General features: G+C 56.2%; 19 protein-coding genes and 2 pseudogenes. 6 read left to right on the top strand and 15 right to left on the bottom strand.

Annotation, left to right across the window (positions count from 1 at the left end; translation table 11 throughout):
* The first annotated feature begins 173 nt into the window (after positions 1-173).
* On the top strand, positions 174-959 hold the full coding sequence (locus HY788_07395; protein MBI4773990.1) for an SDR family NAD(P)-dependent oxidoreductase: 786 nt from the start codon (positions 174-176) through the stop codon (positions 957-959).
* Between the two features lie 217 nt (positions 960-1,176).
* Here the strand turns inward: HY788_07395 and mutS are convergent.
* The 11 genes and pseudogenes from mutS to HY788_07340 form a co-directional block, all read right to left on the bottom strand.
* Positions 1,177-3,674, bottom strand: a pseudogene (gene mutS / locus HY788_07390) (DNA mismatch repair protein MutS).
* 361 nt (positions 3,675-4,035) lie between these two features.
* Positions 4,036-4,320 carry a LapA family protein gene (locus HY788_07385; GenBank protein ID MBI4773989.1) on the bottom strand — a complete coding sequence of 95 codons (285 nt, stop codon included), beginning with the start codon at positions 4,318-4,320 and terminating at the stop codon, positions 4,036-4,038.
* A gap of 115 nt (positions 4,321-4,435) precedes the next feature.
* A pseudogene (locus HY788_07380) lies at positions 4,436-4,849 on the bottom strand (HIT domain-containing protein).
* 29 nt (positions 4,850-4,878) lie between these two features.
* On the bottom strand, positions 4,879-5,616 hold the full coding sequence (locus HY788_07375; GenBank protein MBI4773988.1) for a UPF0280 family protein: 738 nt from the start codon (positions 5,614-5,616) through the stop codon (positions 4,879-4,881).
* The gene (dnaE, locus tag HY788_07370) at positions 5,613-9,089 is read right to left on the bottom strand and encodes a DNA polymerase III subunit alpha (GenBank protein ID MBI4773987.1); all 3,477 of its coding nucleotides are present in this window, start codon (positions 9,087-9,089) and stop codon (positions 5,613-5,615) included. Before dnaE ends, HY788_07375 begins: the two co-directional genes overlap by 4 nt.
* A gap of 1 nt (position 9,090) precedes the next feature.
* On the bottom strand, positions 9,091-10,647 hold the full coding sequence (guaA, locus tag HY788_07365) for a glutamine-hydrolyzing GMP synthase (GenBank protein ID MBI4773986.1): 1,557 nt from the start codon (positions 10,645-10,647) through the stop codon (positions 9,091-9,093).
* A 131-nt stretch (positions 10,648-10,778) separates the two neighbouring features.
* Positions 10,779-12,245: an IMP dehydrogenase gene (guaB, locus tag HY788_07360; protein MBI4773985.1), complete on the bottom strand. Its 1,467-nt coding sequence runs from the start codon at positions 12,243-12,245 to the stop codon at positions 10,779-10,781.
* A 146-nt stretch (positions 12,246-12,391) separates the two neighbouring features.
* Positions 12,392-13,324, bottom strand: a complete 933-nt coding sequence (locus tag HY788_07355) for a Ppx/GppA family phosphatase (GenBank protein ID MBI4773984.1) — start codon at positions 13,322-13,324, stop codon at positions 12,392-12,394.
* A 93-nt stretch (positions 13,325-13,417) separates the two neighbouring features.
* Positions 13,418-13,945, bottom strand: coding sequence for a hypothetical protein (locus tag HY788_07350; protein MBI4773983.1), 528 nt, complete (start codon positions 13,943-13,945; stop codon positions 13,418-13,420).
* A 68-nt stretch (positions 13,946-14,013) separates the two neighbouring features.
* Complete coding sequence (locus HY788_07345; protein MBI4773982.1) at positions 14,014-14,415, bottom strand: rhodanese-like domain-containing protein; 402 nt, start codon at positions 14,413-14,415, stop codon at positions 14,014-14,016.
* Between the two features lie 61 nt (positions 14,416-14,476).
* Entirely contained in the window at positions 14,477-14,803 is a 327-nt protein-coding gene (locus tag HY788_07340; GenBank protein ID MBI4773981.1) for a cupin domain-containing protein, read from the bottom strand.
* A gap of 132 nt (positions 14,804-14,935) precedes the next feature.
* Here HY788_07340 and HY788_07335 point away from each other — a divergent pair, with 132 nt between their 5' ends.
* Positions 14,936-15,610: a transglutaminase domain-containing protein gene (locus HY788_07335; protein ID MBI4773980.1), complete on the top strand. Its 675-nt coding sequence runs from the start codon at positions 14,936-14,938 to the stop codon at positions 15,608-15,610.
* Positions 15,611-15,630: 20 nt separating this feature from the next.
* Here the strand turns inward: HY788_07335 and HY788_07330 are convergent, their stop codons facing one another.
* From HY788_07330 to HY788_07320, 3 genes are all read right to left on the bottom strand, one after another.
* A complete protein-coding gene (locus HY788_07330; protein MBI4773979.1) occupies positions 15,631-16,251 on the bottom strand; it encodes a hypothetical protein in 621 nt (206 codons plus the stop codon).
* A gap of 91 nt (positions 16,252-16,342) precedes the next feature.
* Positions 16,343-16,528: a transcriptional regulator gene (locus HY788_07325; GenBank protein ID MBI4773978.1), complete on the bottom strand. Its 186-nt coding sequence runs from the start codon at positions 16,526-16,528 to the stop codon at positions 16,343-16,345.
* Positions 16,529-16,607: 79 nt separating this feature from the next.
* Complete coding sequence (locus HY788_07320; protein MBI4773977.1) at positions 16,608-17,549, bottom strand: universal stress protein; 942 nt, start codon at positions 17,547-17,549, stop codon at positions 16,608-16,610.
* A 280-nt stretch (positions 17,550-17,829) separates the two neighbouring features.
* Here HY788_07320 and HY788_07315 point away from each other — a divergent pair, with 280 nt between their 5' ends.
* Positions 17,830-19,497: a GDP-mannose dehydrogenase gene (locus HY788_07315; protein ID MBI4773976.1), complete on the top strand. Its 1,668-nt coding sequence runs from the start codon at positions 17,830-17,832 to the stop codon at positions 19,495-19,497.
* A 259-nt stretch (positions 19,498-19,756) separates the two neighbouring features.
* Here HY788_07315 and malQ read toward each other — a convergent pair whose 3' ends face one another.
* Positions 19,757-21,985 (bottom strand): 4-alpha-glucanotransferase, encoded by a 2,229-nt coding sequence (malQ, locus tag HY788_07310; protein MBI4773975.1) that lies wholly within the window; start codon positions 21,983-21,985, stop codon positions 19,757-19,759.
* A 220-nt stretch (positions 21,986-22,205) separates the two neighbouring features.
* Between malQ and HY788_07305 the strand changes: the two genes are divergently transcribed.
* The 3 genes from HY788_07305 to HY788_07295 form a co-directional block, all read left to right on the top strand.
* Complete coding sequence (locus tag HY788_07305) at positions 22,206-22,433, top strand: hypothetical protein (GenBank protein MBI4773974.1); 228 nt, start codon at positions 22,206-22,208, stop codon at positions 22,431-22,433.
* Positions 22,430-22,591 carry a hypothetical protein gene (locus HY788_07300; protein ID MBI4773973.1) on the top strand — a complete coding sequence of 54 codons (162 nt, stop codon included), beginning with the start codon at positions 22,430-22,432 and terminating at the stop codon, positions 22,589-22,591. The genes HY788_07305 and HY788_07300 overlap by 4 nt, the downstream gene beginning before the upstream one ends.
* 590 nt (positions 22,592-23,181) lie before the next feature.
* Positions 23,182-25,025: right-handed parallel beta-helix repeat-containing protein (locus tag HY788_07295; protein MBI4773972.1), on the top strand; the 1,844-nt coding region annotated here is incomplete at its 3' end.

Here is a 25,025-nt window from a genome sequence, read left to right as displayed (position 1 = left end):
GATGTACTGCATTCTTTGTTATACGTTGAACCGTGTCAGCCGTGGAGAAGCGATTCCCGAGCGAGACCTTGACCTTCGGCTTTTCCTCGACATCATCTTTGGCGGGAATCGGTCAAGAAGAACGAACATGAGCCGATAACGGGCTTGACCCCCTTTCAGAAGAGAGGCATGAAATGAGCGACAAAGCAATCCAAAGAAAGGCGGACCAGTCACTTTCCAACAAGACCGCTATCATCACCGGCGCCAGTTCCGGCATAGGGCGGGCCACAGCCCTGACACTCGCCCAGGCGGGGGCTGCGGTGGTCGTCCAGGCTCGTCGTAATGACAGACTCGAGAAATTGGCTTCCGAAATCTCCGGCCAGGGCGGAAAAGTCCTGGCTGTAGCAGGTGACGCAGCCATCGAGTCGGACATTAATGTGCTGCTGGATAGCGCCCTTTCATGGAAGGATGGAGGGGGCAAGTATGATATCGTTGTGGTCAACGCGGGTCGCGGACTGGCGGGGGGCATCCTCGGCAGCGATGAATCCCAGTGGCGGGAACTCTACGATGTCAATGTCCTTGGTTTGGCGCTCCTGATGCGCCGGGCGGGGCAATACCTGGCTCGACGAAAGAGCGGAGACATCGTGGCCATCAGTTCGGTGGCTGCAAAGCATATTTCGCCCTTCAGCGGTTTTTACAGCTCAAGTAAGTTCGCTGTCAGCGCCATTGCCGAGGGGCTTCGTCGCGAAATCTGTTCACACGGAGTTCGGGTTTCCACCATTATGCCCGGCCTCGTGGTATCCGAATTCCAGCAAGTGGCCGGCTATACCGAGGAAAACTTTGGCAAGGCGGTTGCCCAATTCGGCAAAGTACTCGAGCCCCAGGATATTGCCGAAGCGATTTACTGGTTGCTCACTCTGCCGCCTCATGTCCATGCCAGCGAAATCATGGTGAGGCCCACCGGGCAGGATTATCCGTGATGACATGCTCGCGTTGCGCCATGGAATGTGAGAGGCATTACCCTCACCCTGACCCTGAAGGGTCGAGGAGGAATTTGATCGGGGCGGCATTTTTTGTAGGGGCGGAACCCTCGCCCCCGCGCGGGGGAGAGGGTTAGGGTGAGGGGGCGCAATTGAACGGAATACTGCTGAAGTTTTCTTGAATCCAGGCACAGACCACGTTCGCCGGCGTAGAGCTTTATTTCTCTTCGGCCAGCCGTTTCAACTCGTACAGGGTCCGGAGGGCTTCCATGGGGGTGAGATCGTCCGGTTTCACCTCCTCTAATCGCTTTTGCAGCATCGAAGGCTGTGCTTCTAGAAATTCCATAGACACCTGCTTATGAGCTGCCTTGCGGGCGCGGCGTATGGGCGAGCATTCCTCGAGTTCGGGCAATCCGCCCGCCTCGAGCTGCTCGAGAATCTCCCTCCCCCGCTCGATGATGCTTTTGGGCAGCCCCGCCAGACGAGCCACCTCGATGCCGTAGCTGTGACTCGCGCCGCCCCGGACCATCTTTCGCAAAAACAGCACCCGTCCCTGCCATTCCTTCACCGCGATGTTGTAATTCCGCACTCGGGGCAGCAATCGCGCCAGAGTCGTGAGTTCGTGGTAATGCGTAGCGAACAGCGTTTTCACGCCCTGCCCCCTCCGCTCGTGGAGGTATTCGATCACGGCCCAGGCGATACTGACACCGTCAAACGTGCTCGTGCCACGGCCGATTTCGTCCAGAATCAACAAACTCTTCGGAGTGGACTGATGCACGATGCGGGCCGTTTCAATCATTTCCACCATAAAAGTGCTGTGCCCCCGGTACAGATCGTCCGACGCCCCTATGCGGGTGAAGATACGATCCACGATGCCGATCCGGGCCTTCGAAGCCGGCACGAAACTTCCCATCTGCGCCATGAGCACGATGAGGGCCGCCTGCCTCAGCACGGTGGACTTGCCGGCCATGTTGGGACCCGTGATAATCAGTATCTGCTCCTCGTCCATATCCAAGGACAGGTCGTTGGGAACGAACAGACCACGTCCACGTCCGCCAGGGCCCGGGCCACGGACCGGATTCTTCTTGCCTCCGCGGCGACCTGGTCCCGAACGGACACGAACAGATCGTATTCCAGTTGGGTTCGTTTTTCCTGGGCCTCGAGTATCAGCGCTTCGCGATCCTTCAGTTCCGGAGTAACGAAGCGCTCGGCGTTGACAAGGGTCTGCTTGCGAATGTACGTCTCGGGTACTTTGTCCATGTGCGTATTGGTGACTTCGATATAGTACCCAAAAACCTTGTTGTAACCGACCTTGAGGGACGATATACCCGTGCTTCTCCGTTCCTGGCTTTCCAGCGCCACGATCCATTCCCTGCTGTCCCTGGAAACCGCGATGTACCTGTCCAGTTCGGGGTGAACCCCTTCCCGAATAACGCCCCCCTGCCCCACGTTGGCCGGCGCGTCGTCGCTTATGGCGTTGCGGACGACTTCGATGACATCATCGAGAGGATCCAGCGACTCGCGCAGTCGTTTGAGCTGGAGCGATCCGAACCCGGATAACACATCCCTGAAACCGGGGACCAGCTCGAGGGACTCGCGAAGCGCAATCAGGTCCCGAGGATTGGCCCGTCCCATGGCCGCCTTACTGTTGAGGCGCTCGATATCGTGCACTCGCTTTAATTGTTCCCTCAGCCGTTCGCGTTCGGACAATCGGTCCCTCAGTTCCTCGACAGCGTCCAACCGGAGTGAAATCGCCCTTTTTTTGATCAATGGGTAGCACACCCACTCGCGCAATCGTCTGGCGCCCATGGCTGTTCGGGTTTGATCCAGCACCTCCAGTAAAGACCCCTTTCGCCCTTTTCGTTGAAGGGACTCGAGAATTTCCAGATTCCGCTTGGCCGATTCGTCGAGTACCATTGTGTCGGAAATCCGGTACGCAAGGATGTCCGTGACGTGTGAGAGATCTCGCCTCTGGGTTTCCAACACGTAGTGCAATACGGCGGCGGCGGCAAGCACCTGTTCGGGAAGGTCCTCCAGGCCGAACCCGTCCAATGTCTCGACGCCGAACTGCTTTTTCAAGAGCGATTCCGCTTCCTGGAGATCCGGCTCGCCCGGCGGCCGAACGTTCCTGACCATTTCCGCCGTTTCCATGTCGAACCGCTCCCGTCCGGGTCCAAAGTCAATATCCTCGGGAACCAGCAATTCCGCCGCCGAGATCCGCCCCAGTTCATCGAGGAGCTTTTGCACGGTGTCCATTCCGGTCACCCGAAAGTCCCCTGTGGACACGTCCATATAGGCGAGGCCGTAGGCGTCGCGGATGCAGGTGACGGCCGCCACATAATTGGAAACAGTCTCTTCGAGGGCGTCGGTGTCCACCCGCACGCCGGGAGTTATGACCCGGGTAATCTCCCTTTTCACGACGCCTTTGGCGTCCCTAGGGTCTTCGACCTGGTCACAGACGGCCACCTTGTAGCCCTGCTCGATGAGTTTGGTTATATAGACGGAAGCCGAGTGATGGGGTACGCCGCACATGGGAACGGCGTTCTCTTCGTCCTTGTTTCGAGAGGTCAATGCAATCTGGAGTATGGGGGCCGCGACTTCGGCGTCTTCGAAGAACATCTCGTAGAAGTCGCCCATGCGGAAGAACAGAATGGCGTCAGGAACTTCTTGTTTAATGGAGAGATACTGCTGAAACATGGGAGTGATTCGAACCATCCTGCGAACCATCCTCTCCGCTTGCGGTCCTTCGGATTTAAGTACGGAGCCAAAAGGCAACTGAGGGAAACTTTGAGAATCCCGCCTGGGGCGGGACTCAAACTCCCTTCAAATTTCCTGAGCATTATCGCACCGCGTTTGGCGGAGCGGGCGAATCCCCGGGGGAACATCAAATTTCCCCAGTACAGTGTGAGCATCGCTAAAGGCCTCTTTTGCAGCTCAGCACCAGGTCTAAACAGCCCATTCCTCATCGGACCAAGGCGCATGTCCATCGCTTTTCTGCGCTGCTTCCGAACGCCTAGAAGCTCCCGAACGGACTTCGCCGATGGTCGCCCGTCACCGCTATCGCGGCTCCGATTCCTCAATCGTCCTTGCGGCGCTTCTCCGGTTCCGGCTCGATTTCGAGGGCCGGAGGGGCATCTATCCCACGCTCTTCAATATATGATTCCTGCGCAGGTTCGAGTCCGGGCGCCGGCGACGTCGCCGATCGGGTCGACTCCAGCTCCTTCGTGAGACGCGACACTTCCTTCCTTTCGGCTCTTAGCCTGCTCTTAAGCCGTATACGGTCTATCAGTCCATAAAAAGATGCGATTAGCACTCCCACAAAGAACGATAGAAGGAACAGTACGTAGATGGGAATGGACATACTCTCGAAACTGAAAAAGTACAGGTTCAGCCGAATGGTGACACCTGCGGAGAAGTCCTGAAGGTTTTGTTGTATGAAAACGATAGCCACAACGAACAGCAAGTGTTTCACCCAGCACGGCCATGAAGTTCGTGTCTCCGTTCCACCGGGGCACAATGTGTACATGAAGATGCTCTTCCACGCCTGCGCCTGCCACCAGGCCCAGATTGACTCCCACGTTGAATCCGTCGGGTTTCATGATTCTCTTCAGAATAGCGATTGCGGAGCGCGTGACCTTCATCAGATCTGTCAAATCTTCCTGTTCCAGGTAATCCAACTCTCCGGTATGTTTCATGGGCGCGACCAGCAAGTGGCCGTTATTATAGGGGTATCGGTTCATCATCACGATGGAAAACTCGCCTGTATACAGGATCAGCCGGCGCTCCAATTCGTCCACGGCCTCATCCTTTTCCACACAGAAAATGCAGTCATCCGGTTTATCGTTTTGTAGGATATATTCCATGCGCCAAGGCGCCCAAAGCACGTCCATGCGTTCTCTCCCAATACGAATTCGCCCCACTATCTACGCTCGTCCAGGCGAACCAGCTCCACCTGTCCCCATGCTCCCAGTTGATCGTTCAGAATGAGGGCCGCACCCAGAATTCCGTCTATTTCTTGTATCCATTTCAATGCCTTTGAAATATCATCCGGTTTGGACACTCTGTTTCCGAGGGCCGTAGCCGCCGCATCGGCCAACGCGGTGGACTTGGAAACAACCACGGCCGCGTCGGCCCTCCCGAGGCTTAACGAATGCCCGATCGTACCGGATGAGGTGCATACACCTATCGGCGTTTTATCCGCCGGCACCCGGATTCCCAATTTGAGGTTCAGGGGTGAATCGCCGGCAAAAATTCCGACGGTCGTCGTTTCAGACGACGCAATGAACACGTCCCCCCCGTTTTCCACCATTACGTCCGGGTCCTCCGCCATGAGGCCGCGGCCGACGTATTCCGCGATGGCGCCTGCAACAGCGGCCATGGGGCCCACGCCCGCTTTTCCGCCCGCCTGAAGCATGTCCCGGACAATCTTCGGCGCGTAGGGATCCGCATCCATCGGAGACAGGCTGGTTACAAAACCCGGATGGGACTCGATGTAGGCCTCTATGTGGCCACGAACCCTATAAACCAGGTCCTCCGCCTGTTTCTTGAGAGGTTTTCCGGCCCGTATCAAGAGGTCGGTTTCTTTCACCCTCACCTCGAAAGAATCGAGCCTACGTCTCCCCTTGAGGGTCCGGTACGTGCGGCTGGACGGTTTCACGCACGCGCCCTGACCGCATTGTATCCCAAGAAGCCATTGACCTCTCGCACCAATTCGCGATCAGGGGCGATCCACAATTGCTGGGGAAGCGCAAATACCAGTTCTCCGTCATGCGGCGTTTTCAATCGAATATACGTTTTGCACCCCCCTCGGTGCGCATCCATAATGTCTTTCAAGGCCCAAAGCTGCTCCGTGGTCAACTTGTCCCCATCCAACTCGATGTCCACCTGAGATGTGAATCTCTCGCGCACCTCGCTAAGGGGTAGAATGTCCGCGCAGATGATTTTCTCGCCCTTGTCATCCTTGCTGACCTTACCCGACACCAGGACCGGATCGTCTTTCTCCAACACCTCGATACAATTCTGATACACGTCTGAGAATACGACCAGTTCCACGGCTCCCTGCTCGTCTTCCAGCGTGACAAAGGCCATTCTGTCGCCTTTCTTGGTGTTGATCGTCTTTACGGAAGCGCACACCCCGGCCATCCGCACCTGATCGTTTTCGATCCGTTCTTTCAGCCTCGCCGAGTCCGTTGTCCCAAATAACCGGATTTCTTCTCTAAACCGATCCAACGGATGCCCGGTAATATAGAATCCCAGAGCCTCTTTTTCAAATGTTAACTTTCGCCGTTCGCTCCATTCTTCCACAGCCGGAAGTTCGGGGTCCATGCGTTCCTGTCCTGCTTCTTCCTGAAGAAAGGTGAACAGGTTCATCTGACCTTCGGCACGGTCTCTGTGAATGGACTGGGCTCGTTCCATGGCGTCGTCCATGGCCGCCATCAGTTGGGACCTCCTGGCTCCAAAAGAGTCGAAGGCCCCGGCCTTGATCAAGCTTTCGATGACGCGCCGATTCACCCGCCGAAGATCCACCCGCTCGCAGAAATCGAAGATCGACTTGTAGGAACCCTTTTCCTCTCGGCATTCGATAATGGAATCGATGGCCCCGGAGCCGACGTTTTTCACGGCGGCCAGCCCGAATCGGATCCGATCGCCCACGACCGTAAATTCTTTTCTGCTTTCGTTCACGTCCGGCGGCAAAACCGGAATCCCGTGCTCGCGGCACTCGGAGATGAATTTCACCACGTTATCGGTGTTGTTCATGTCGCAGGTGAGCAACGCGGTCATGAATTCAACCGGATGGTGCGCCTTCAGAAAGGCGGTCTGATACGCGATCAGGCCATACGCCGCGCTGTGGGACTTGTTGAAACCATACCCCGCGAATTTTTCCATGAGGTCGAACACCTTGGCCGCCTTGTCCCGATCGATCCTTTTCTGCGCAGCGCCGGCCATGAACCGGACCCGCTCCTTGGCCATGACCTCCGGCTTCTTCTTGCCCATGGCGCGACGGAGTATGTCCGCGTCTCCCAGAGAGTAGTCGGCCAATGCGCTGGCGATCTGCATGACCTGTTCCTGATACACGATCACGCCGTACGTGTCCTTGAGAATAGGCTCGAGCTCGGGAAGCAGGTACGTCACCTTTGTTTCCCCGTGTTTCCGGCGCACGTAGTCGTCGATCATGCCGCTTTCCATGGGGCCCGGTCGGTACAGGGCCACCAGGGCGATGACATCCTCAAAACAGGCCGGCTTCATCCGTTTCAGCAGTTCCTTCATGCCGGCGCTTTCAAGCTGGAACACGCCCGTAGTATCACCGGCGCAAAGAAGCTCATATGCCTTTGCATCATCGAGGGGAATGCGGTTCAAATTCAGTTCGGAGCCGGTCTTCTTTTGGATAAGGTTAAGGGCATGTTCAATGACGGTCAGGGTTTTCAGCCCCAGGAAATCAAATTTGATCAGCCCCACGTCCTCGACGCTCTTCATGTCGTACTGGGTGACCACTTCGCCATTGGCTCCGCGGTAAAGAGGCATGTATTCGTCCAGGGGGCGATCCGAAATGACCACGCCGGCCGCATGCGTCGAAGCGTGGCGCGGGAGTCCCTCGAGGGAACGTGAAATGGCGAGCAGTTCTTTGACCTTGGGATCCTTTTGTTCCAGTTCCTTAAGACGGGGTTCCTCTTTAATCGCTTCTTCGAGCGTAATGTTGAGCTTGTTGGGAATCAGCTTGGCGATGCGGTCCACGTCGTTGAAGGGCATATTCAGGGCCCGGCCCACATCCCGAATCACGGCCCTCGCCTTGATGGACCCAAAGGTGATGATCTGGGCCACCCGATCCCGTCCACCGTACTTACGGGCCACGTAATCCAAGACCCGATCCCGGTTCTCCATGCAAAAATCCACGTCGATATCCGGGAGAGCCTGGCGTTCGAGGTTCAGAAATCGCTCGAAGAGCAGCTGATACGGAAGGGGATCGATGTCCGTGATTCCCAGAGCATAGGCGGCGAGGCTTCCCGCCGCGGATCCGCGGCCGGGCCCCACCGGGCACTGGTTTTCCCTCCCGTGGTGAACGAAATCCGCCACGATCAGGAAATACCCGGCAAACCCCATCTGTCGAATAACGTCGATCTCCCGGTCCAGTCGTTCCCTGTAAGCACGCTCTGCTTCGGGTCCGAAGCCGGGCCGGCGGGTTTTGAGTTCCTCGAGTATCGATTCTAGGCCCCGACGGCAACCCTCTTCGAATTCCACTTCCACGTCGCGGCCCGATTCCGTCTGAAACACCGGGAAGTGGGGGGTACCCAACGGAATCTGCAGGTTACACTGATCGGCAATGCGTATGGTGTTTTCCAGGGCCTCCGGAACATGCCCGAAGGTCGCCCACATTTCAGCAGGCGACTTGAAGTAGAGCTCGTCCGTGGTAAACCGCATGCGATTATCGTCTTCAACGGTTTTCCCGGTCTGGATGCACAACAGGATATCGTGGGCGCGCGCCTCTTCCCTTCTCAGGTAATGACAGTCATTGGTGGCCACCAGAGGCAGGTCCAGTTTACGCCCGATTTCGATGAGGCCCTGGTTCACCTTTTTCTGCTCGGGGATGCCGCTGTCTTGTAATTCCAGGTAGAATCGCTGTGCGTCGAAGATATCCGCGTACTCGAGAGCCGCCTGTTCCGCCCGCGCCACGTCGCCCGCCGCAAGATAGACGGCCACCTCGCCCTGAAGGCAAGCGCTCGTGGCGATCAGACCCTTGTTGTGGCGGCGCAGGAGATCCTTATCAATTCTGGGTTTGTAATAGAAGCCTTCAAAATACGCAGTGGTGAGTAATTTGCACAGGTTCTGATATCCTTCGTAATCCTGGATCAGGAGCACCAAGTGATGATACGAAGACTTGGATGCGCCGGCCTCTTTCTCGCGGCAATCCCCCTGAGTCACATACATTTCACACCCGATCACGGGCTTGATACCCTTGGCCTTGGCCTTTTTGTAAAAGCTGATAGCTCCGAACATGTTGCCGTGATCCGTCATGGTCACGGCGGGCATGTCGTACTCCAAAGCCCGCATGAACAGGTCGTCGGGCCGAATGGCTCCGTCGAGCAAACTGTAATGGGTGTGCACGTGGAGATGCACGAAGGGCGGATTATTCATGTTATTCCCACTCGATGGTACTGGGTGGCTTTGACGAAATGTCGTACACCACCCGATTGATGCCTTTCACTTCATTGATGATTCTGCTCGAAATAGCGGCCAATACCTCATAGGGCAACCGAGTCCAATCGGCCGTCATGGCGTCCAGACTGTCCACAACCCGCAACGCCGCCACGTGTTCGTAGGTCCGCTCGTCACCCATGACACCCACCGTGCGGATGGGAAGCAACACGGCGAAGGCCTGCCAAACCTTCTCGTAATATCCCGAGCGCCTCATTTCTTCCTGAACGATTCGGTCCGCTCTCCGGAGGATTTCCAAACGCTCCTTCGTCACCTCGCCCAGAATGCGTATCGCCAGTCCGGGACCCGGAAAGGGATGGCGCTGAACGAGTTCGTGGGGCAGTCCCATTTCCTCGCCGACGATCCGCACCTCGTCCTTGAACAGCTCGCGCAACGGCTCCACCAGTTCCAGGTTCATCCGATCCGGCAGCCCACCTACGTTGTGATGGCTCTTTATGGTGGCGGACGGCCCTTTAAAGGATACCGATTCAATCACGTCCGGATACAACGTACCCTGGGCTAGGTACTTCACATCCCCGATGCTTCGGGCGGTCTCTTCGAATACCCGGATAAACTCGTGTCCTATAATTTTGCGTTTTTCTTCAGGATCGACCACTCCCTTCAACAGATCCAAAAACCGGTCGGCCGCCGGTACGAAACGCAGATCGACTTTCAGGTGGTTCTTAAAGACTTCGATCACCCGTTCCGCTTCTCCGGCCCGAAGAACGCCGTTGTCCACGAACACGCACGTCAGCCGGTCCCCGACCGCATTGTGCAGCAAGGCGGCCACAACGGAAGAATCCACGCCTCCGCTCAAGGCGCAGATGATTCGATCGTCACCGATGCGTTCCTTCAAACGCTCCGTGGAATCCTCTATGAATGACCGCATGTTCCAGGTGGGTTCGAGCTCGCACACGGCAAACAGGAAATTGTCCAGAATCTGAGTGCCGGACCGCGTGTGGACGACTTCGGGATGAAACTGCACCCCAAAAAGCTTCCTGGACTTGTCACCCATGGCCGCCACCGGGGAATTGTCCGTGTGCGCAATGGCCGTGAATCCTTCCGGCATGACCTGGATTCTGTCTCCGTGGCTCATCCAGACCACCTCCGGCACGGCGGGATCCATCCCGCGAAAAAGGTCGGTGATGTCGTCCAAATACATGCCGGCGTGTCCATACTCCCGGCGTTGCGCCCGCGCCACCTCTCCCCCCAATACGAAGGTCATGAGCTGCATGCCATAGCAGATCCCCAACACGGGCGCTCCCATCTCGAATATCGCCCGGTCCGTGATGGGCGCCCCTTTCTCGTACACGGAAGCCGGCCCACCGGAGAGAATGATGCCCTGGGGAGCAAAAGCCCTGATCTCGTCCAGAGGCATGTTGAAGGGATGCATTTCGCAATAGACTTTGAGCTCCCGCACACGCCGCGCTATGAGCTGCGTGGTTTGAGAGCCGAAGTCGAGGATAAGAATCTTGTGATCGTGAATGCTCGTTGACATCGGTTGTTTGAGAACCTCTTGTTTCCGCCTTTTCCGCAAGAAATCCGCACGGTCAAAGACGGCCGTTCAGCGAATGTGAGGTGTGACTCCCGTACTCCATTCCCGACGGTTATGCCGATCCCCCGGCGTGTTTATTGATCTATCCGATAGTTGGGCGCTTCTTTTGTGATGATCACGTCGTGGACATGGCTTTCCCGCAGTCCGGCGGCGGTGATTCGTATGAATTTAGACTTCGTCTGCAGTTCTCTTATGGATTCGCAGCCCGCATATCCCATACCCGCGCGAAGGCCCCCCATTAGCTGGTATACACTCGAAGACAAGGGTCCCCGGTACGGAACCCGCCCGACGATTCCTTCGGGAACCAGCTTCGACTCCTGCTCTACGTCTTGCATATACCGGTCCCCACTGCCGGCCTTCATGGCCTCGATGGAGCCCATGCCGCGATAGACTTTGTAGGTTCTGCCTTGATAGAGGACCGTTTCACCGGGGCTCTCGTCCGTGCCCGCGAACAGGCTCCCGATCATCACTACATCCGCGCCCGCTGCAAGCGCTTTGGTGACGTCTCCGGAAAACTTGATTCCACCATCCGCAATCAGTGGAATATCCGTCTCTTCCGAGACGGGTTTGCAGTTCATGATAGCCGAAATCTGAGGAACGCCGGCTCCGGCCACCACGCGCGTAGTACAGATGGACCCGGGTCCGACACCCACTTTGACCGCATCCGCCCCGGCATCGACAATGCTCCTGAACCCCTCGGCCGTGGCCACGTTGCCGGCGACGCATTGAAAATCCCCGAAATTCTTTTTGCTGTCCCGAACGGCGTCGATGACTCCTTTGCTGTGCCCGTGGGCCGCGTCGAAAAGAATAACGTCCACTTCGGCTTTCAGCAGGGCTTCGAGCCGCTTCTCACGGTCCGGCGCAATACCCACGGCCGCGCCCACCCGAAGGCGTCCCATCTCGTCTTTGCAGCTGTCGGGATATTTATAGACCTTCTCGATGTCTTTTATCGTTATCAGTCCCTGCAACAGGCCTTCCTCGTTCACTACCAGAAGCTTCTCAATCCGATTCTTGTGCAGCAGGGCTTTAGATTCCTCGAGGGTGATGCCGGGGCGGGCGGTGATCAGATTCTTGCTCGTCATCACGGCCCTTACAGGCTGATCCAGATTGGTTTCGAACCGCAGGTCCCTGTTGGTAATAATGCCTACCACGTACCTGTTTTCGTTGACCACCGGCACACCGGAGATTCGATAGCGGGACATGATGTCCAACACTTCGTGCAGCTTCTGATCCGGATTTACCGTCACCGGATCCACGATCATGCCGCTCTCCGATTTTTTTACTTTCTGGACCTCCATGGTCTGGGCTTCAATGGACATGTTCTTGTGGATGAAGCCGAGTCCCCCTTGCCGCGCAATGCTGATGGCGGTCCGGGATTCCGTCACCGTGTCCATGGCGGCGCTCAAAAGGGGGATCTTCAGTTGTACGCTCCGAGTCAATCGCGTCCGCACGTCCACGTCCTTGGGCAATAGCCTCGAGTAGCCCGGGAGCAACAACACATCGTCAAACGTCAGACCTACTGAGATAGGCTCGGCTTCCATGGGTCCTCCTGAAAATGATATCCGTGTAAAACGGGTTCGAAATCGTACACGTCAAAAGTCTCCATCGGCGGGTGTCTCGATGGAATAGGGGCGATGAGGCGGATGAGGTCTTTGTAAGAGAGCTCATGTAGAGGATGGTTTCGTCTTCACGAAATACTTAAGAGGAGCCCCTCCAGAAGCCCCGCGTCGGCGGCCACCAGTACGTCCCGCTTCCAAGCCTCCATCACGCTCAGAACAATCTCCGCGCCCGCCACAATGATGTCGGCCCTTCCCGGCTCGAGTCCCGGCATTTCGGACCGTTCGTTCAATCCCAGTGAAATCATCCGGCGAACCAGCCTCGCAAGACGATCCCGCTCCATCCGGTAGTTGTTCACCCGATGCGGATCATATTCGGGGAGTTGTTGCAGCATAGCCGCAAGCGTCGCCACCGTGCCCGCCGTACCCACCAGTTCGACGTCTTCCGAAAACGCCTCCGGCCATTCGGATCGAAAAGAAGCGGCCACCTCGCCGATCCGTCCCGCTAAATAGCGATGCAGTTCCCGCAAGGAATCCTGCCCGGGCGGGTCACCATACTTTAGAAACCGGTCCGTCAATACGACGGCCCCCAAGGGTGCGCTTATGATCGAAAGAATTTCCGAACCCCGGCACAGCACGAATTCCGTACTTCCCCCTCCGACGTCGAACACCAGGGCGAACTCGGAGCGGACTTTCACGGCGCTCAACACACCTCGGACGGACAACCGTGCTTCGGCTTCCTCCGTCAGCACTTCCACCTTCAGGCCCAGGCGCTCGGATACTTCCCGGACAAACAGGTCGGCGTTGCCGGCCCTTCTCAACACAGCGGTTCCGCCTATTCGAACCTGCCGGACGTCAAACCGTTTCAGTTCGCCCTTGAAGCGTTCAAGCGTGTTCAATCCGCGATGCCATTCATCGGGTCCGATCAGCCCCTTCCCATCGAGAGATGCGCCCAACCGGACGATCTCCCGTCCCACCATCAGGGGATTGTGCGCCTGTCCTTCGGGGGCGATCAAAAGGCGGATTGAATTGGTGCCTACATCGATGGCGGCCAAATTTTTCATTTGCGCGTCTAGATAACAGAACCCCCCTGCCTTTTCAATATGAAAGGCTTCGGCAAGCCGGCGGATCCCACAATCGGAACTTCACGACGGGCCTCAGGCTTCCGCGGGTCGGGCCTTCTCGGTGAAGCGCCACTTGCAGAAAAGATCCTCCGGATGCGGATCCGGCGGCGCGAAGAGGCACTGTATCTGAATATTCGAGTCGATTTCATGGGCGAACCGTTCGAACTCCCGGCGATGCATTTCCTTACATACGTATTCACCCAGGCCGCGCTTCAATCGCGCTTCCTGGGTAGGGCACCGAGGTATGGACACAACGAGTTCGCCCGAGGTCCGCTCCATCTCATACCCCACGAGCAACGTCCAGGGCCACAAACGGAGCGCTTTCTCAAAGCCGTCGAGTCCCTTCTCGTGTATGTCGAACCGCTTCAAAAGATCTTTTGCGCCCATCCCCGCCACTTTTCCCCAGACGCGTTCGTTGAGGCGTTCCGCAACGGGTCGGCCGTAGACTTCCTCCACATAGATAAACCAGAACGCGTCCACGACGCGATAGTGCCACAGCAGGAATTCGATATATTCCCTGAGTTCGGGTTCATGCATACGCTCCAAGGCCTGCAGATCCATTCCGCCCTCCTTTCAGCAAATTCCCCCCTATGGTGGAAACACCGGCTTTGGGAACGGCATGCCCTGCCCTACCCGTTCCCCCATATCGTGGGACCGCCTGTAAGCACCCAACCCAACATGCCCCAGGTCAGGTTGTATACCTCGTCGAATCCTTGTCTTTTAAGTCTGTAGGCTAGAAAAACGGACCGGTGGCCCGTCATGCAGATTATAACGATAGGAGTCCTCTTTTCCTTAGTATTCAAGGAATCCGACCCGAAGAACAATCCCGAACTCGGAATCGCATCCGCAATGTGGAACCACGAATATTCCGTCGGTGTACGTACGTCCAATAACAACGGACGCGAGGTCGAAGAATTGAGCATGCTCTCCAGTCGCCAGGGAGATACAGGGCGGACTCCCAGGACCCACCAAATACCGTCCCAGGTGAAGAAGAAAAGAATCAGAACGATCAGAATGGCCTTTTTGACCATGAAAGACTCCGCAGCGCCGGATGCTTACATGCTGCATTTCATAGGGGCGACCGGGACTTCTTCACCGCAAATTTCCGTGCACGGCAAGCCAGATACAGGGCGGATTCGAACTGGTCCAAGTCACCCGATGTTTCTCGTGAGCGGGGATGAGTGCATGGTCGCCGGCCGACATTCGTACCTTCCTTCCGTCATCGAACTCCAACTCGGCTCGACCCTGCAGCAGCGCCACCCATTCGTCTCTTCCCTGATCATACCACTCATCGCCGGGTGTGGCATGGCCAACGGAAACGATGCGTTCAATCAGAATGCCCCGGTCCGGAATAAGAGCTTCGAAGCGCTCCGTCTCCGGCAGCGGATCGGGAAGGTTGAACAGGTTTGATTTTTCCACGGATCATTCAGGATATCTTAAGGATTTCTTGAAACTTCCCGGCTGTGCCCGCGCTCCCGACATGGCGTGCATGGCGCCCTAAACAGACGGAGAGCAGCGATGACCGGTTCGAACGACGACTTGGAGATCTTTCTGACGCCCACCGACATCATCGACAGCGATGCACCGCAGATACGGACTCATGTCGAGCAGATCACTTCCGGTCTCACGGATCCTGTAGACCGCGCGGTTCAACTCTACCTCGCCGTCCGGGACGGTATTCGATACGATCCATACGCCCCGTTTTACTTGCCGGAGCATTATCGCGCCAGTTACGTCCTCGCGGCCGGTCGCGGCTTCTGCGTGTCCAAGGCGTCACTGCTCTGTGCTTTTGCCCGAGCCGGCGGCATCCCCGCCCGCATCGGGTTCGCCACAGTGGTGAATCACCTGGCTACCAGGCAGCTTATCGAGTATCTGGGAAGCAGCCGTTTCGTGTATCACGGCTATGTGGATCTTTTCCTGGAAGGGAAATGGGTCATCTGCACTCCGGCCTTCAACCGCGAATTGTGCCAACGGCATCACGTTCCGCCGCTCGATTTCAACGGTCGGGAGAACTCGCAGTTTCAGTCCTTCAACAGGGATAACGAGCAGTTTATGGAATACGTGGAATATCACGGCGTCTACGCGGACGTGCCGTTGGACAAGATCCTTCCCGCCTGGGAAGCCGAATACGGCAAAGAACGGGTGCGCAAGTGGATCCAAGGGCATGAAGCCGGCCGACGAGGGAAAGTTAAGAACTTTTACGATGAAGAACCCCTCCACATCTAGAGCGGAGGGTCAATTGGGGATCACTCTCCACCGGCCTGACTGCGACTCTCTTGATATTCCCGAAAGACTTTCAGAGTGATTCCCCTGATGGGAGCGCGCAACAGTTCGGCGCGGGAAGGAGAGTCCATCACTTTTGCGTCGAACACACGATCATGTCTCACGTCTACCAGAAAAACTTGCATCGTGAACCAATGACGGGTGTGGTCCAGGGAATACATGAGCACGGCGTCCACTTTCAGTTGATGCGCCAGGGACGAAACCAGGCTGACCTCCGGTCTGTACCATTCCATCGCGTTCTTCCGAATCCACAAATCGCCCTCGATGGATTCATTGAGCAGGTCCCTCGATATCATTTTCGTCTCGCGTCCGCTCTTCGTGGGATAATACGAGTATTTCAGAGAAAACAGACCCGTTTCCTGCACCGCTTCTCGAAGGCCTTTCCACACGGCGTCATCGATGTCGGACCCTACCCCCACCTTTCTCCAGGGGAAGACGGCCAGTTCGTATGCAGGAGCCGAGGAAATTTCCGTGGTCTTCGACTCCGCCGCGTTGGACGCCTCCAACGATCCAAAACCAAACATGGTCGCCAGCAGCCACACTCCGACCCATTTCGAAAGACCGGCTTTCATGAAAGGAATCATGGCTTCCTCCTCCCTGCAAACGATGTGAACCGACACGTCGGCCCTCTTCGATCGAGGGCGGACCCTATCTTCAATCGAACCGTACCGAGGCTCACTCCTCGGAGAGTGCATAATAACATCTTTTCGGAGACATTACCTTTCCCTGTTTCTTCAGAGAGTCGATCAGTTTTGAAACGTCTTTCGACTCCAATCCCGTGGCATTGGCCAAATCTCCGGGCCGAACCGGTTTTCCCGCTTGTTTCATAGCTTCCAGCACCATCTTTTCGTTGTCGTCCATAACCATCTCCTTTCCGGCTGCGCTCCGCCTACATCGTTGCGATCCCGTTGCTTAACTTCGGGAAACCGGTATTGTTTCCTCACACCAGCCAAACCGTCGTCTCGTGAGCCATCTGCAAAACCTTGTTGCTCACGCGGCCCAACAGAAACTCCCGCACTCTGGACAATCCTCTGCGGCCCAATACGATGGTACCATAACCACCCTTGGTCGCCTCTTCAAGGATGCCGCCGGCCCGACTCAGGGTCCCCGTTATGACTTTTGAGTCAACCCGGCCGGGAGAAACTCCGGCATCGTACAAAAGCTTCTTCGCCTCATCAAAAATCGGAAAGATACGCTCCTCGCTCGCCTCCCGCCATTGGTGTTCAAAATCCGGATGGGCGATCCGATCGATCGATTCCTGGTATAGGTCCATAATGCGGGCCACGTGCACCAACGTCAGACGCACCGGCCGGTTTCCGACGGCTTGGGCCAAGTATTGAACGGATCGCAGGGAACGGTCCGAGTCATCCATGGCCACGAGTATGCGATCCGCCTCCGGGTTTCCCCCGACCACCCAGACCGGTATTTCGGTCACGGCCCCAATCAGTCTAAACGCCACGCTGCCGAGAACCAGGTCTTTGAGTTTGCTCTTGCCTCTGCGGCCTACCACCACGGCGCTGTAGCTGTTCTCGGACTCGGTTAAAATGTCCCGGACAATCCCGGCGACGCGTTCGTGAAGACGGGTTTCAACGGTCTCTCCACCCCAACCTTTTTCCGTCAGAATTCCGCGCGCCTCATCCATGACCTTTTCAGCGGCGCGCGTATAAGCTTCTTCCCATTCCCTCAGCACCGAGATTCTCTCACAAAACTGAGGGAACGCTTCCAGGTCGTAACACGTTTCCGGTACTTTACTATACACTTGGAAAAGGACCACTTTCGTATGTTCAATAGGCAACATAGCGGCCACATACCGAACCGCATTCATGGACTGCTCGGAACCGTCCACGGCAACCAGAATCTTGTTCCTGAAGGCTTCCGTCATAGCGCTTCTCCTCTGCACAAAAGATGAACGCCGGTCGATCGAATGTCAGGACTTTCACCTAATAAGAACTCAGCTCCGAATCGAAACTCCGATGGTTGAGAGCAAGGTTGAATCGCCCGGCCTGCCCATTGATATTATACATGAAGCGGTCACCTTTAACACCATCTTCGACCGCGCCTATTGATTTCGAGTGATGAAAACGGGTATGTTGATCCATATGCATCAGGCGCTTCCAAGATTCTCACTGACCTCTTGAACGAATGTGAACCGAGGAGAACTTATGCGATTCTCAGTATGTCCGGATGGTGAACGATTTCCTCTCCCCAGCGGAGACGACTACGCCCGAGAATTCGATCGGTTGGAAGAGCGAGTACGTTCCGAACGCGCCCAAGGAAAAGAAATCGTTGTGGTCATGGGAATCGGTTTCGTCGGCGTCGTGATGGCCGCCGTAGTGGCTGATTCCACTCGAACGGACACCGGAGAGCCGGGCAAATTCGTGATTGGAATGCAGCGACCGAGCACCCGAAGCTTCTGGAAGATTCCCTACCTCAACCGGGGCGTACCGCCGGTTTCATCAGAGGATCCGGAGGTGGAAGCGATCATAAGGCGCACGGTGTTGGGCAAAAAGACCCTTTGCGCAACCTATACCTACGATGCGCTTAAATTGTGCGACGTGGTCATTGTGGACGTGCAGTGCGACTTCGTAAAGGAAGAACTCGGCAATGTGGCTTCCGGACGCACGGAGATGTCGGATTTAGAGGAGGCTTTCAGGGTACTGGGCCGAAACATCGATCCGGAGTGCCTGGTGCTCATCGAAACCACGGTGGCGCCCGGAACCACGGAATACATCGCCTACCCTCTGATCAGAAAGGAATTCGAACGCCGCGGCATCGCCAAAGAGCCCCTTTTGGCGCACAGCTTCGAGCGCGTTATGCCGGGCAGGCAATACGTCGACTCCGTACGGAATTTCTGGCGGGTATGCAGCGGGATAGACCGGCAAAGCGCCGATCGGGTGGTGCGCTTTCTGTCCGAAGTGATCAACGTGAAGCAGTTTCCCCTGACCGTATTGAGCAGACCCATTGAAAGCGAAACGTGCAAAATCGTGGAAAACTCCTATCGGGCGGCCATTTTGGGCTTTTTACACGAGTGGTCCGTTTTTTCCGAGCGAAACGGAGTGGACCTGATCAAAGTGCTCGAGGCTATCCGGGTCCGCCCCACCCACTCGAATATTCTTTTTCCCGGTCCGGGCATCGGCGGATATTGCCTGCCCAAAGACGGCGGCCTGGGAATGTGGTCCTATCGACATCTCATGGGTTTCCAGGACGATATATTCCAAGTAACGCCGCAGGTGATCAACATCAACGACACGCGGGCGCTTCACGCGAGTCAACTGGTTCGAGACGCGCTGAGGAACATGGGGCGCATCGTTGCCGCCGCACAGATCGCGATCCTGGGGGCATCGTACCGAGAAGATGTGGGAGATACCCGGTACAGCGGGAGCGAAATCATCATCCGTAAGCTGGTGGAAATGGGTGGAGAGGTCAAGGTGCATGACCCGTATATCAGGCACTGGTGGGAATTCGAAAAGCAGGAAAGCTATCCCGCCATCGGTCAAAGCCGCGCCCGTTTTTTTCGAAATCAAGAAGAACTGTCCCAGCTCGTTCTTGAAAAGGACGTCGCATCCGCACTAAAAGGCGCCGACGCCGTGGTGTTTGCAGTGCGCCACGAACCCTACCTGAAGATGAATCCCGAGGAGATCGTGGACATGGCCGGAAAGCCTCTGGCCGTGATCGATTGCTTCGGCATATTCAACGACGATCAGATCCGGCGGTTCTTCGAACTGGGCTGCGAAGTGAAAGGAATGGGACGGGGTCATATCAGTCGGATCAAGAAGGAAGTACAAGCGGCGAAGGGGGGCATTCCCAGGAGGGATCATCCGAGCATCTAGCCGATGCGCTTATGGAGCACCGATCCTTCTTTCATGGGTCCTCATTCATAGAGGACTCGGAACGTTTTCGAACGAGTGCGGTGGCTGCAGCCAAAACCGGCACATGTCCCTCTTCAGAGGAAAACGGGAGAAGCGTTGAAGGCCTCAAGACCGCCGTCAGGTGGGGTCGAACGAACCTAACCACCTGAAGCCGGTCCTGTTTTCGGGGAAGGCGGTTCATGCCGGGACGAAGGGGTCCGAAAACAGTCTCCATCGGACCTCAGATCGTCCGACCCGACCTGTCTAAAATGTCTCGAAGGCGGCCCGATAAGGCCTCTATCCGGGGCGAATTCAATTCATCCAACCGATATTTCATTTTGTTGGACCAGTTCCTGCGCTCGGAGGTGGTGCCGGGTACGTTCTGTTGACGCTCGTCACGAAACACATCTTCCTGACTCAGGAGAAACAAGCGGCACGGCGTGTTCGCCAGAAAACCCATGACAGCCCAATACATCTCCTCATCGGGCCCGGACGGCGCCTGCTCTCGATCGTAATCCTTTGAAAGAAATCCTTCCTTTTCCAGCAGATCGACGAGCCGTCTCCGGTCTTCGCGGCGATGGAGCCACGCCTGTTCGTAGGCTCCCTTATCCGGAAACAGGTTCAATTCCCGCCGGATTTCGATGTCGTTGCCTTTAAAGAATCCTTCCAATGTAGGCAGGTCGTGCGTGCTGAACGATACCACGGCCTGCTCGGGATAGCACCCGGCTGGACGAAAAACTCCTGATTCATCCTTTTCAAACATAAGCAGTCGACAGGCAAGGACGCCCCGACGTGCAAGCGTCTCGCGGATTTCACCGGGCACGGTTCCCAAATCCTCCCCGATCAAAAGGGTGCGATTGCGTAGACTTTCAAGGCACAGAATTTTGGTCAAATCTTCAGAATAATCCGATACATAAGCCCCTTCCGCCGGAGTTTTTCCTGATGGAATCCAGAACAGATGGAAGAAGCGCATGACATGGTCTATTCTCAACGCGCTATCAGGTCGGCAATTCGTCCGCAGTTGCCGGATCAGGTGCCGGTAACCGCTATTGCGCAGTTCATCCTTTGCAAACGGCATGAATCCCCAGTCCTGCCCCAGGGGCGAAAAGCCGTCCGGCGGCGCTCCGACCCGGACCCCATCCACATAATGGTCGGGGTATGCCCAGGATTCGCACCCACATCGATCCATGGCCAAAGGAAAATCATGATAGATGCCCAACAGGAGTCCGCGCTCGCGGGCATGCGCCTCGACCTCTCTCAATTGCCGCAGAAATTCCCACTGAGTGTACTGATAGAACCGCACTTTTTCAGGGTTTTCATGGAGAAATTGCCGGGATCCCGTACCCTCGGGATGCCGAAACTCATGGGACCATTCCTGCCAAACCCAGATGGGAGGCGTGCGTTGTTCGAAATGAGCGCTCAGCGCCATGTAGAGGGCAAAATGCATCAAGGGTTCGCCTTCCCGTTCCACGAATCGGGCGAAGTCCTGCTTGCGAGGGTGATCGTCGGGTAGGGTTTCGAAACACTCGAAAGCGAGATCGAGGAATCGATATTTGATTCGGGATACCTCTTCATATTGAACGAACTCCGAGTTCCGCAAGCGATTCAAAACAGACTGCGTTTCCGGATCTCCCAGGAGCGAGCGCGCTTCGGCGGAAACAGCCAGATCGGGGACGGCCTCCATATCCAGATAAATATGATTGAAGTAGTTCGGGCTTAAAGGAAGGTAGGGACTGACGTTGTAAGGGCGACGGTTGTGCAGGGCATGTAGCGGATTGACTCCGATCACCGCTCCACCCAGACGATCCCTGACCCAATCCACGAGGTGCTTGAGGTCCGTCAGGTCTCCCACACCCCAATTCCGCTCGGATCGCAGGCCATAGAGGGCCACGCTCAATCCCGCCGTCCTTTTGCCTTGCCTCAGCATCGGCGGCGCATAGGCCCGTTCGGGACACAGGATCAACCACATTGTGTGCTCATGGGTGTTGGAGCCTGAAGTTATATCGATTTTCAGGCGGTAGTATCCCTGTGTCAGCCCCGGCGGAAAAGGTACGCCAAAAGCCGCATAGTCTCGATTACGGTGACGAAACGTTTCCAGCCGGACGATTTGGTGCGCCTCGTAGACGGTGAGTTCCGACCGGTCGGCCTCGTCCCGGATCGTCACGGACACGCGAAACGGGACCGGTTCCTCACCCGACAGAGGGAGCCTGAACGACAAGTACTTAGGAACCGTCCCCAGTGTTTCCACGAGAACGGGCGGACCCACGGCCGTCTCCCGCCGCTCGATCAATCGGAGGCTCACCTGTTCCAGTTCGGCTTCGGAAGCCACTGGAAACCCCATGGCCTCCAGAATTGCACGCTTGGTTTCGTCTCCGATCACGCGATGGTTTCCCCAGGAGTCCCGGTACTCGGGTTCGATACCGGAGAGAGTCGCCAGATCTTCCAAAACCGGCGGCTTGCATGCATCCATATGGCTGCTCCTTCGAATGAATTTCAACCCGGTTCGTCTCACATATCCCAGATTCAAGCTCCGATCAAGGAGAGGGAAACCCGTTGGATACGGAATATCGTATACGGTTATTGAAGTCGCCGGACTCAGGGTTTAATATAAAAAGAAATTCCGTGTACTGTTTTCGGCATTCGTTTTCCGGAAATATTGAGCAGGGAAGTGTCGTGCAGGGAGGAGACAAGTGACCAAAATGCCGCAAGCCGGAAAGCCGGCCGGTTTTATCGGAAGTGAATCTTTTCCGTATTCCGACGCTTTCATGGGCCACGCTATGAGGCCGGAAAATGTGGGGCTGATGGAGACTCCGGACGGCTGCGGCGCCCTCGCCGACACGTCGGGCTATAAAATGGAGATTCATTTGCGGATTGTCAACGGCAGAAGCGAAGAGGCCGAAGTCTTCGGAGCGCCATGAAACTGACCGCCGGCGATGTGATTCGCGAACCGGACGGCCTGCCGCCGGCATATGAACGCTACGCGCGTCTCGCTGTGGCGACTCTGCGGGTGGCGATCCGCAACTACAGGAAACGCCGGAAGGAGCTATGGGAGTATTTGTACGATTTGGGACATTAAGCGATGGCGCCGATAGGGTTCCGTCATCGCCCACACCGTTCTTCAGAACCGGTTAGGGTGTTCCGTTATGCCCTCCATCCTACGCCGAATCTTCTATCCCGTCCCCCTGCACATAGACGCCTGAGCGCACGAATAGCAATGAAATGAGGAATCATCGAGTCCATCAGGTTGAACGGACAGATCAGACACTCCGACCGGCGACGTTCCTTTGAATTTCCTGTGATCCTTCTCATAGCAGTCATTCCACCCGTTCTATAGGCGGAATGAGAACCCCCCTGTAAACGGTTCGACTTCACTTGTCGACGTCCATCGATTCGAGCAGTTACCCCCGAGGGACCGAGTCATGCCCGAAACACAAAGAGTGCCGGGATATTTCAGTTCAGCGCTATTGACGCGTTTTAAAACATGATTAAGCTGAAAACATCCACGATTGCTGGAAATCCGGGCGGAAGAGATATGATACCGTAGTTGACAGGAACAGGGAACCGTAAATGGCTTATTTGCGGGATGATGACTTCGACGTTGAACCCCGACGCCTGTGCAAAGACCTCCGGACTTCCCGATTCTCGGAAAGCGAGGAGGTATTTAAAATGAAAGCGATTTTTCACGCGCTGGCGGTAGGCGCGGTAATCCTGTTCTTCGGATGCCCGCCTTCCTTTGTTTTCGCAGCCACCGCTCTGGTTCCCACCCTCGAATACCCCACCATTCAGGAAGCCGTCGATGCTGTTCAGAACGATGCGGACCCCGGCGAAGTGATCATAAACTCCGACAGCACGTTTGTCGAACTTCTCACCATAAAAGAAAGCGTGACCCTGAGAGCCGGCGATGGATTCGCGCCCGTCATCACATTCGCGGGTGCCTTTGCGCCGCTCACCATTCGAGCCACGCAAAACGCGAACACGGAAGTGGTCGTCCGGGGGATTTCAGTTCGGTTGGAGAATAATCACACCGCTTCCTATGCGGTTGCAATTATAAATACGGCCTCAGACGTGACGAAGACGCTCGATGTGACCCTCAACGGACTCCGGATTGTGGCGAAGGATGCGCAAAATGCGATCTCGATCGCATCCGTCGAAATAACCGGGCCCATCACGTTCACGCTGCTGAACAGCGATGTCGAGTTGGTGGGAGAAAATGCCGGCGATCCCTCCTGTCTGCGTCTGGAACCCTACAAGTACGACCTCACGTCGATCATACGCAACAATACGTTCCGCTTTTTGAACGCGGGGGGTATCAGAATCGCAGCGCCGGCTAACGATTTTATGAATTCCGCGACCATTGACGCCAATGTCTTTGAAGGAATTGTTTTCAACACGGATGAAGGCCGCTATGGCGTCCGAATCACTGGACCAAACTCTGCTCAGTCCGATAAGGCGGAAACGGAAGCCGTCATCACGAACAACCTTTTCTTGCGAACGGGACACGCAATTGGGGTCAACGGTATTCTGAGCCAGGTGCATAGCCTGGTTGCAAACAACAATACGATTGTTGAAAACAAGGAGGAAGGTCTGTTCCCTCAGGCCCAGGGGAGCTCTATGGTTCTTGCAGCCGTTGCCAACAACATCATCGCGGGCAGCCTTGGATTCGGAATTAAGGTTGAGGAAGCCGACGCCGCAACGGTGAACCTGACGGGCAGCCATAACCTGCTGTTCGATAATGCCATGGGTGACTATTCGGGAGCGGACCCCGGTCCCGGCGACCTGTCCGTAGATCCGAAATTCGTGAATCCGGGTGCGGACAATTATCGTTTGGGCAAGGAATCGCCCGCCATCGATCAGGGTACCAACAATCCCTCAGGAGGATTGGGCTCGGGAAGCGACTTGGACGGTCATACCCGGATTCAGGACGGGAACTCGGACGGAAGCGCCGTCGTAGACATGGGCGCCTATGAATATGAATCCTCAACAGCCCTTGCAGCAAACGGCATATGGAAAGACCCCACCAACCAAACGCACAACTTTTACATCCAGCACTATTCCACAGGCGCTACGGTCGTCATCTATACCAAGGATGCGGTCACGTTCTTTGCTTTTCTCGCGAATATCTCCGGATCCACGTTTGAAACGGACTCCCTCGATCCCGCTCAAGCAAGAAGGATGCGTATCCTGTTCACCTCCAACGATCAGGCCCTGGCAACCATTACGGACTACACGAACAATCCGCCCGTTTCCTTCGACGTGCCGATCCACAAGGAGTTTGACGCCCTAAGGACCCAGCACTCGGGCATATGGAAGGATGAAAGCGGGTTGTTCAACCTGTACGTGCAGGACTACAAAACCGGATCCACGGTGATGGTCTATACGTTTAACGGCGTCGATTTCCAGGCGTTTCTGGGCGATATCACCCTGTTTGCTTTTTCGGCCCTAAATCTCGCCGACCAGAGTGAGGAGTTGGGCATGGTGTTTGCCGGACCGGACAAAGGGACCGTTACCGT

Source organism: Deltaproteobacteria bacterium (assembly GCA_016208165.1).
Classification (GTDB): domain Bacteria; phylum Desulfobacterota; class Desulfarculia; order JACQYL01; family JACQYL01; genus JACQYL01.
Note: the sequence above shows the minus strand (reverse complement) of the source record. Positions and strands in the feature narration are given on the sequence as shown.

Bases quoted from the DNA above. Each gene is read 5' to 3' on its own strand.
- HY788_07395 (MBI4773990.1), top strand. From the start codon at position 174: ATGAGCGACAAAGCAATCCAAAGAAAGGCGGACCAGTCACTTTCCAAC.
- HY788_07385 (MBI4773989.1), bottom strand. From the start codon at position 4,320: ATGTCCATTCCCATCTACGTACTGTTCCTTCTATCGTTCTTTGTGGGA.
- dnaE (MBI4773987.1), bottom strand. From the start codon at position 9,089: ATGAATAATCCGCCCTTCGTGCATCTCCACGTGCACACCCATTACAGT.
- guaA (MBI4773986.1), bottom strand. From the start codon at position 10,647: ATGTCAACGAGCATTCACGATCACAAGATTCTTATCCTCGACTTCGGC.
- guaB (MBI4773985.1), bottom strand. From the start codon at position 12,245: ATGGAAGCCGAGCCTATCTCAGTAGGTCTGACGTTTGACGATGTGTTG.
- HY788_07355 (MBI4773984.1), bottom strand. From the start codon at position 13,324: ATGAAAAATTTGGCCGCCATCGATGTAGGCACCAATTCAATCCGCCTT.
- HY788_07350 (MBI4773983.1), bottom strand. From the start codon at position 13,945: ATGGATCTGCAGGCCTTGGAGCGTATGCATGAACCCGAACTCAGGGAA.
- HY788_07345 (MBI4773982.1), bottom strand. From the start codon at position 14,415: ATGGTCAAAAAGGCCATTCTGATCGTTCTGATTCTTTTCTTCTTCACC.
- HY788_07330 (MBI4773979.1), bottom strand. From the start codon at position 16,251: ATGATTCCTTTCATGAAAGCCGGTCTTTCGAAATGGGTCGGAGTGTGG.
- HY788_07325 (MBI4773978.1), bottom strand. From the start codon at position 16,528: ATGGACGACAACGAAAAGATGGTGCTGGAAGCTATGAAACAAGCGGGA.
- HY788_07320 (MBI4773977.1), bottom strand. From the start codon at position 17,549: ATGACGGAAGCCTTCAGGAACAAGATTCTGGTTGCCGTGGACGGTTCC.
- HY788_07315 (MBI4773976.1), top strand. From the start codon at position 17,830: ATGCGATTCTCAGTATGTCCGGATGGTGAACGATTTCCTCTCCCCAGC.
- malQ (MBI4773975.1), bottom strand. From the start codon at position 21,985: ATGGATGCATGCAAGCCGCCGGTTTTGGAAGATCTGGCGACTCTCTCC.
- HY788_07300 (MBI4773973.1), top strand. From the start codon at position 22,430: ATGAAACTGACCGCCGGCGATGTGATTCGCGAACCGGACGGCCTGCCG.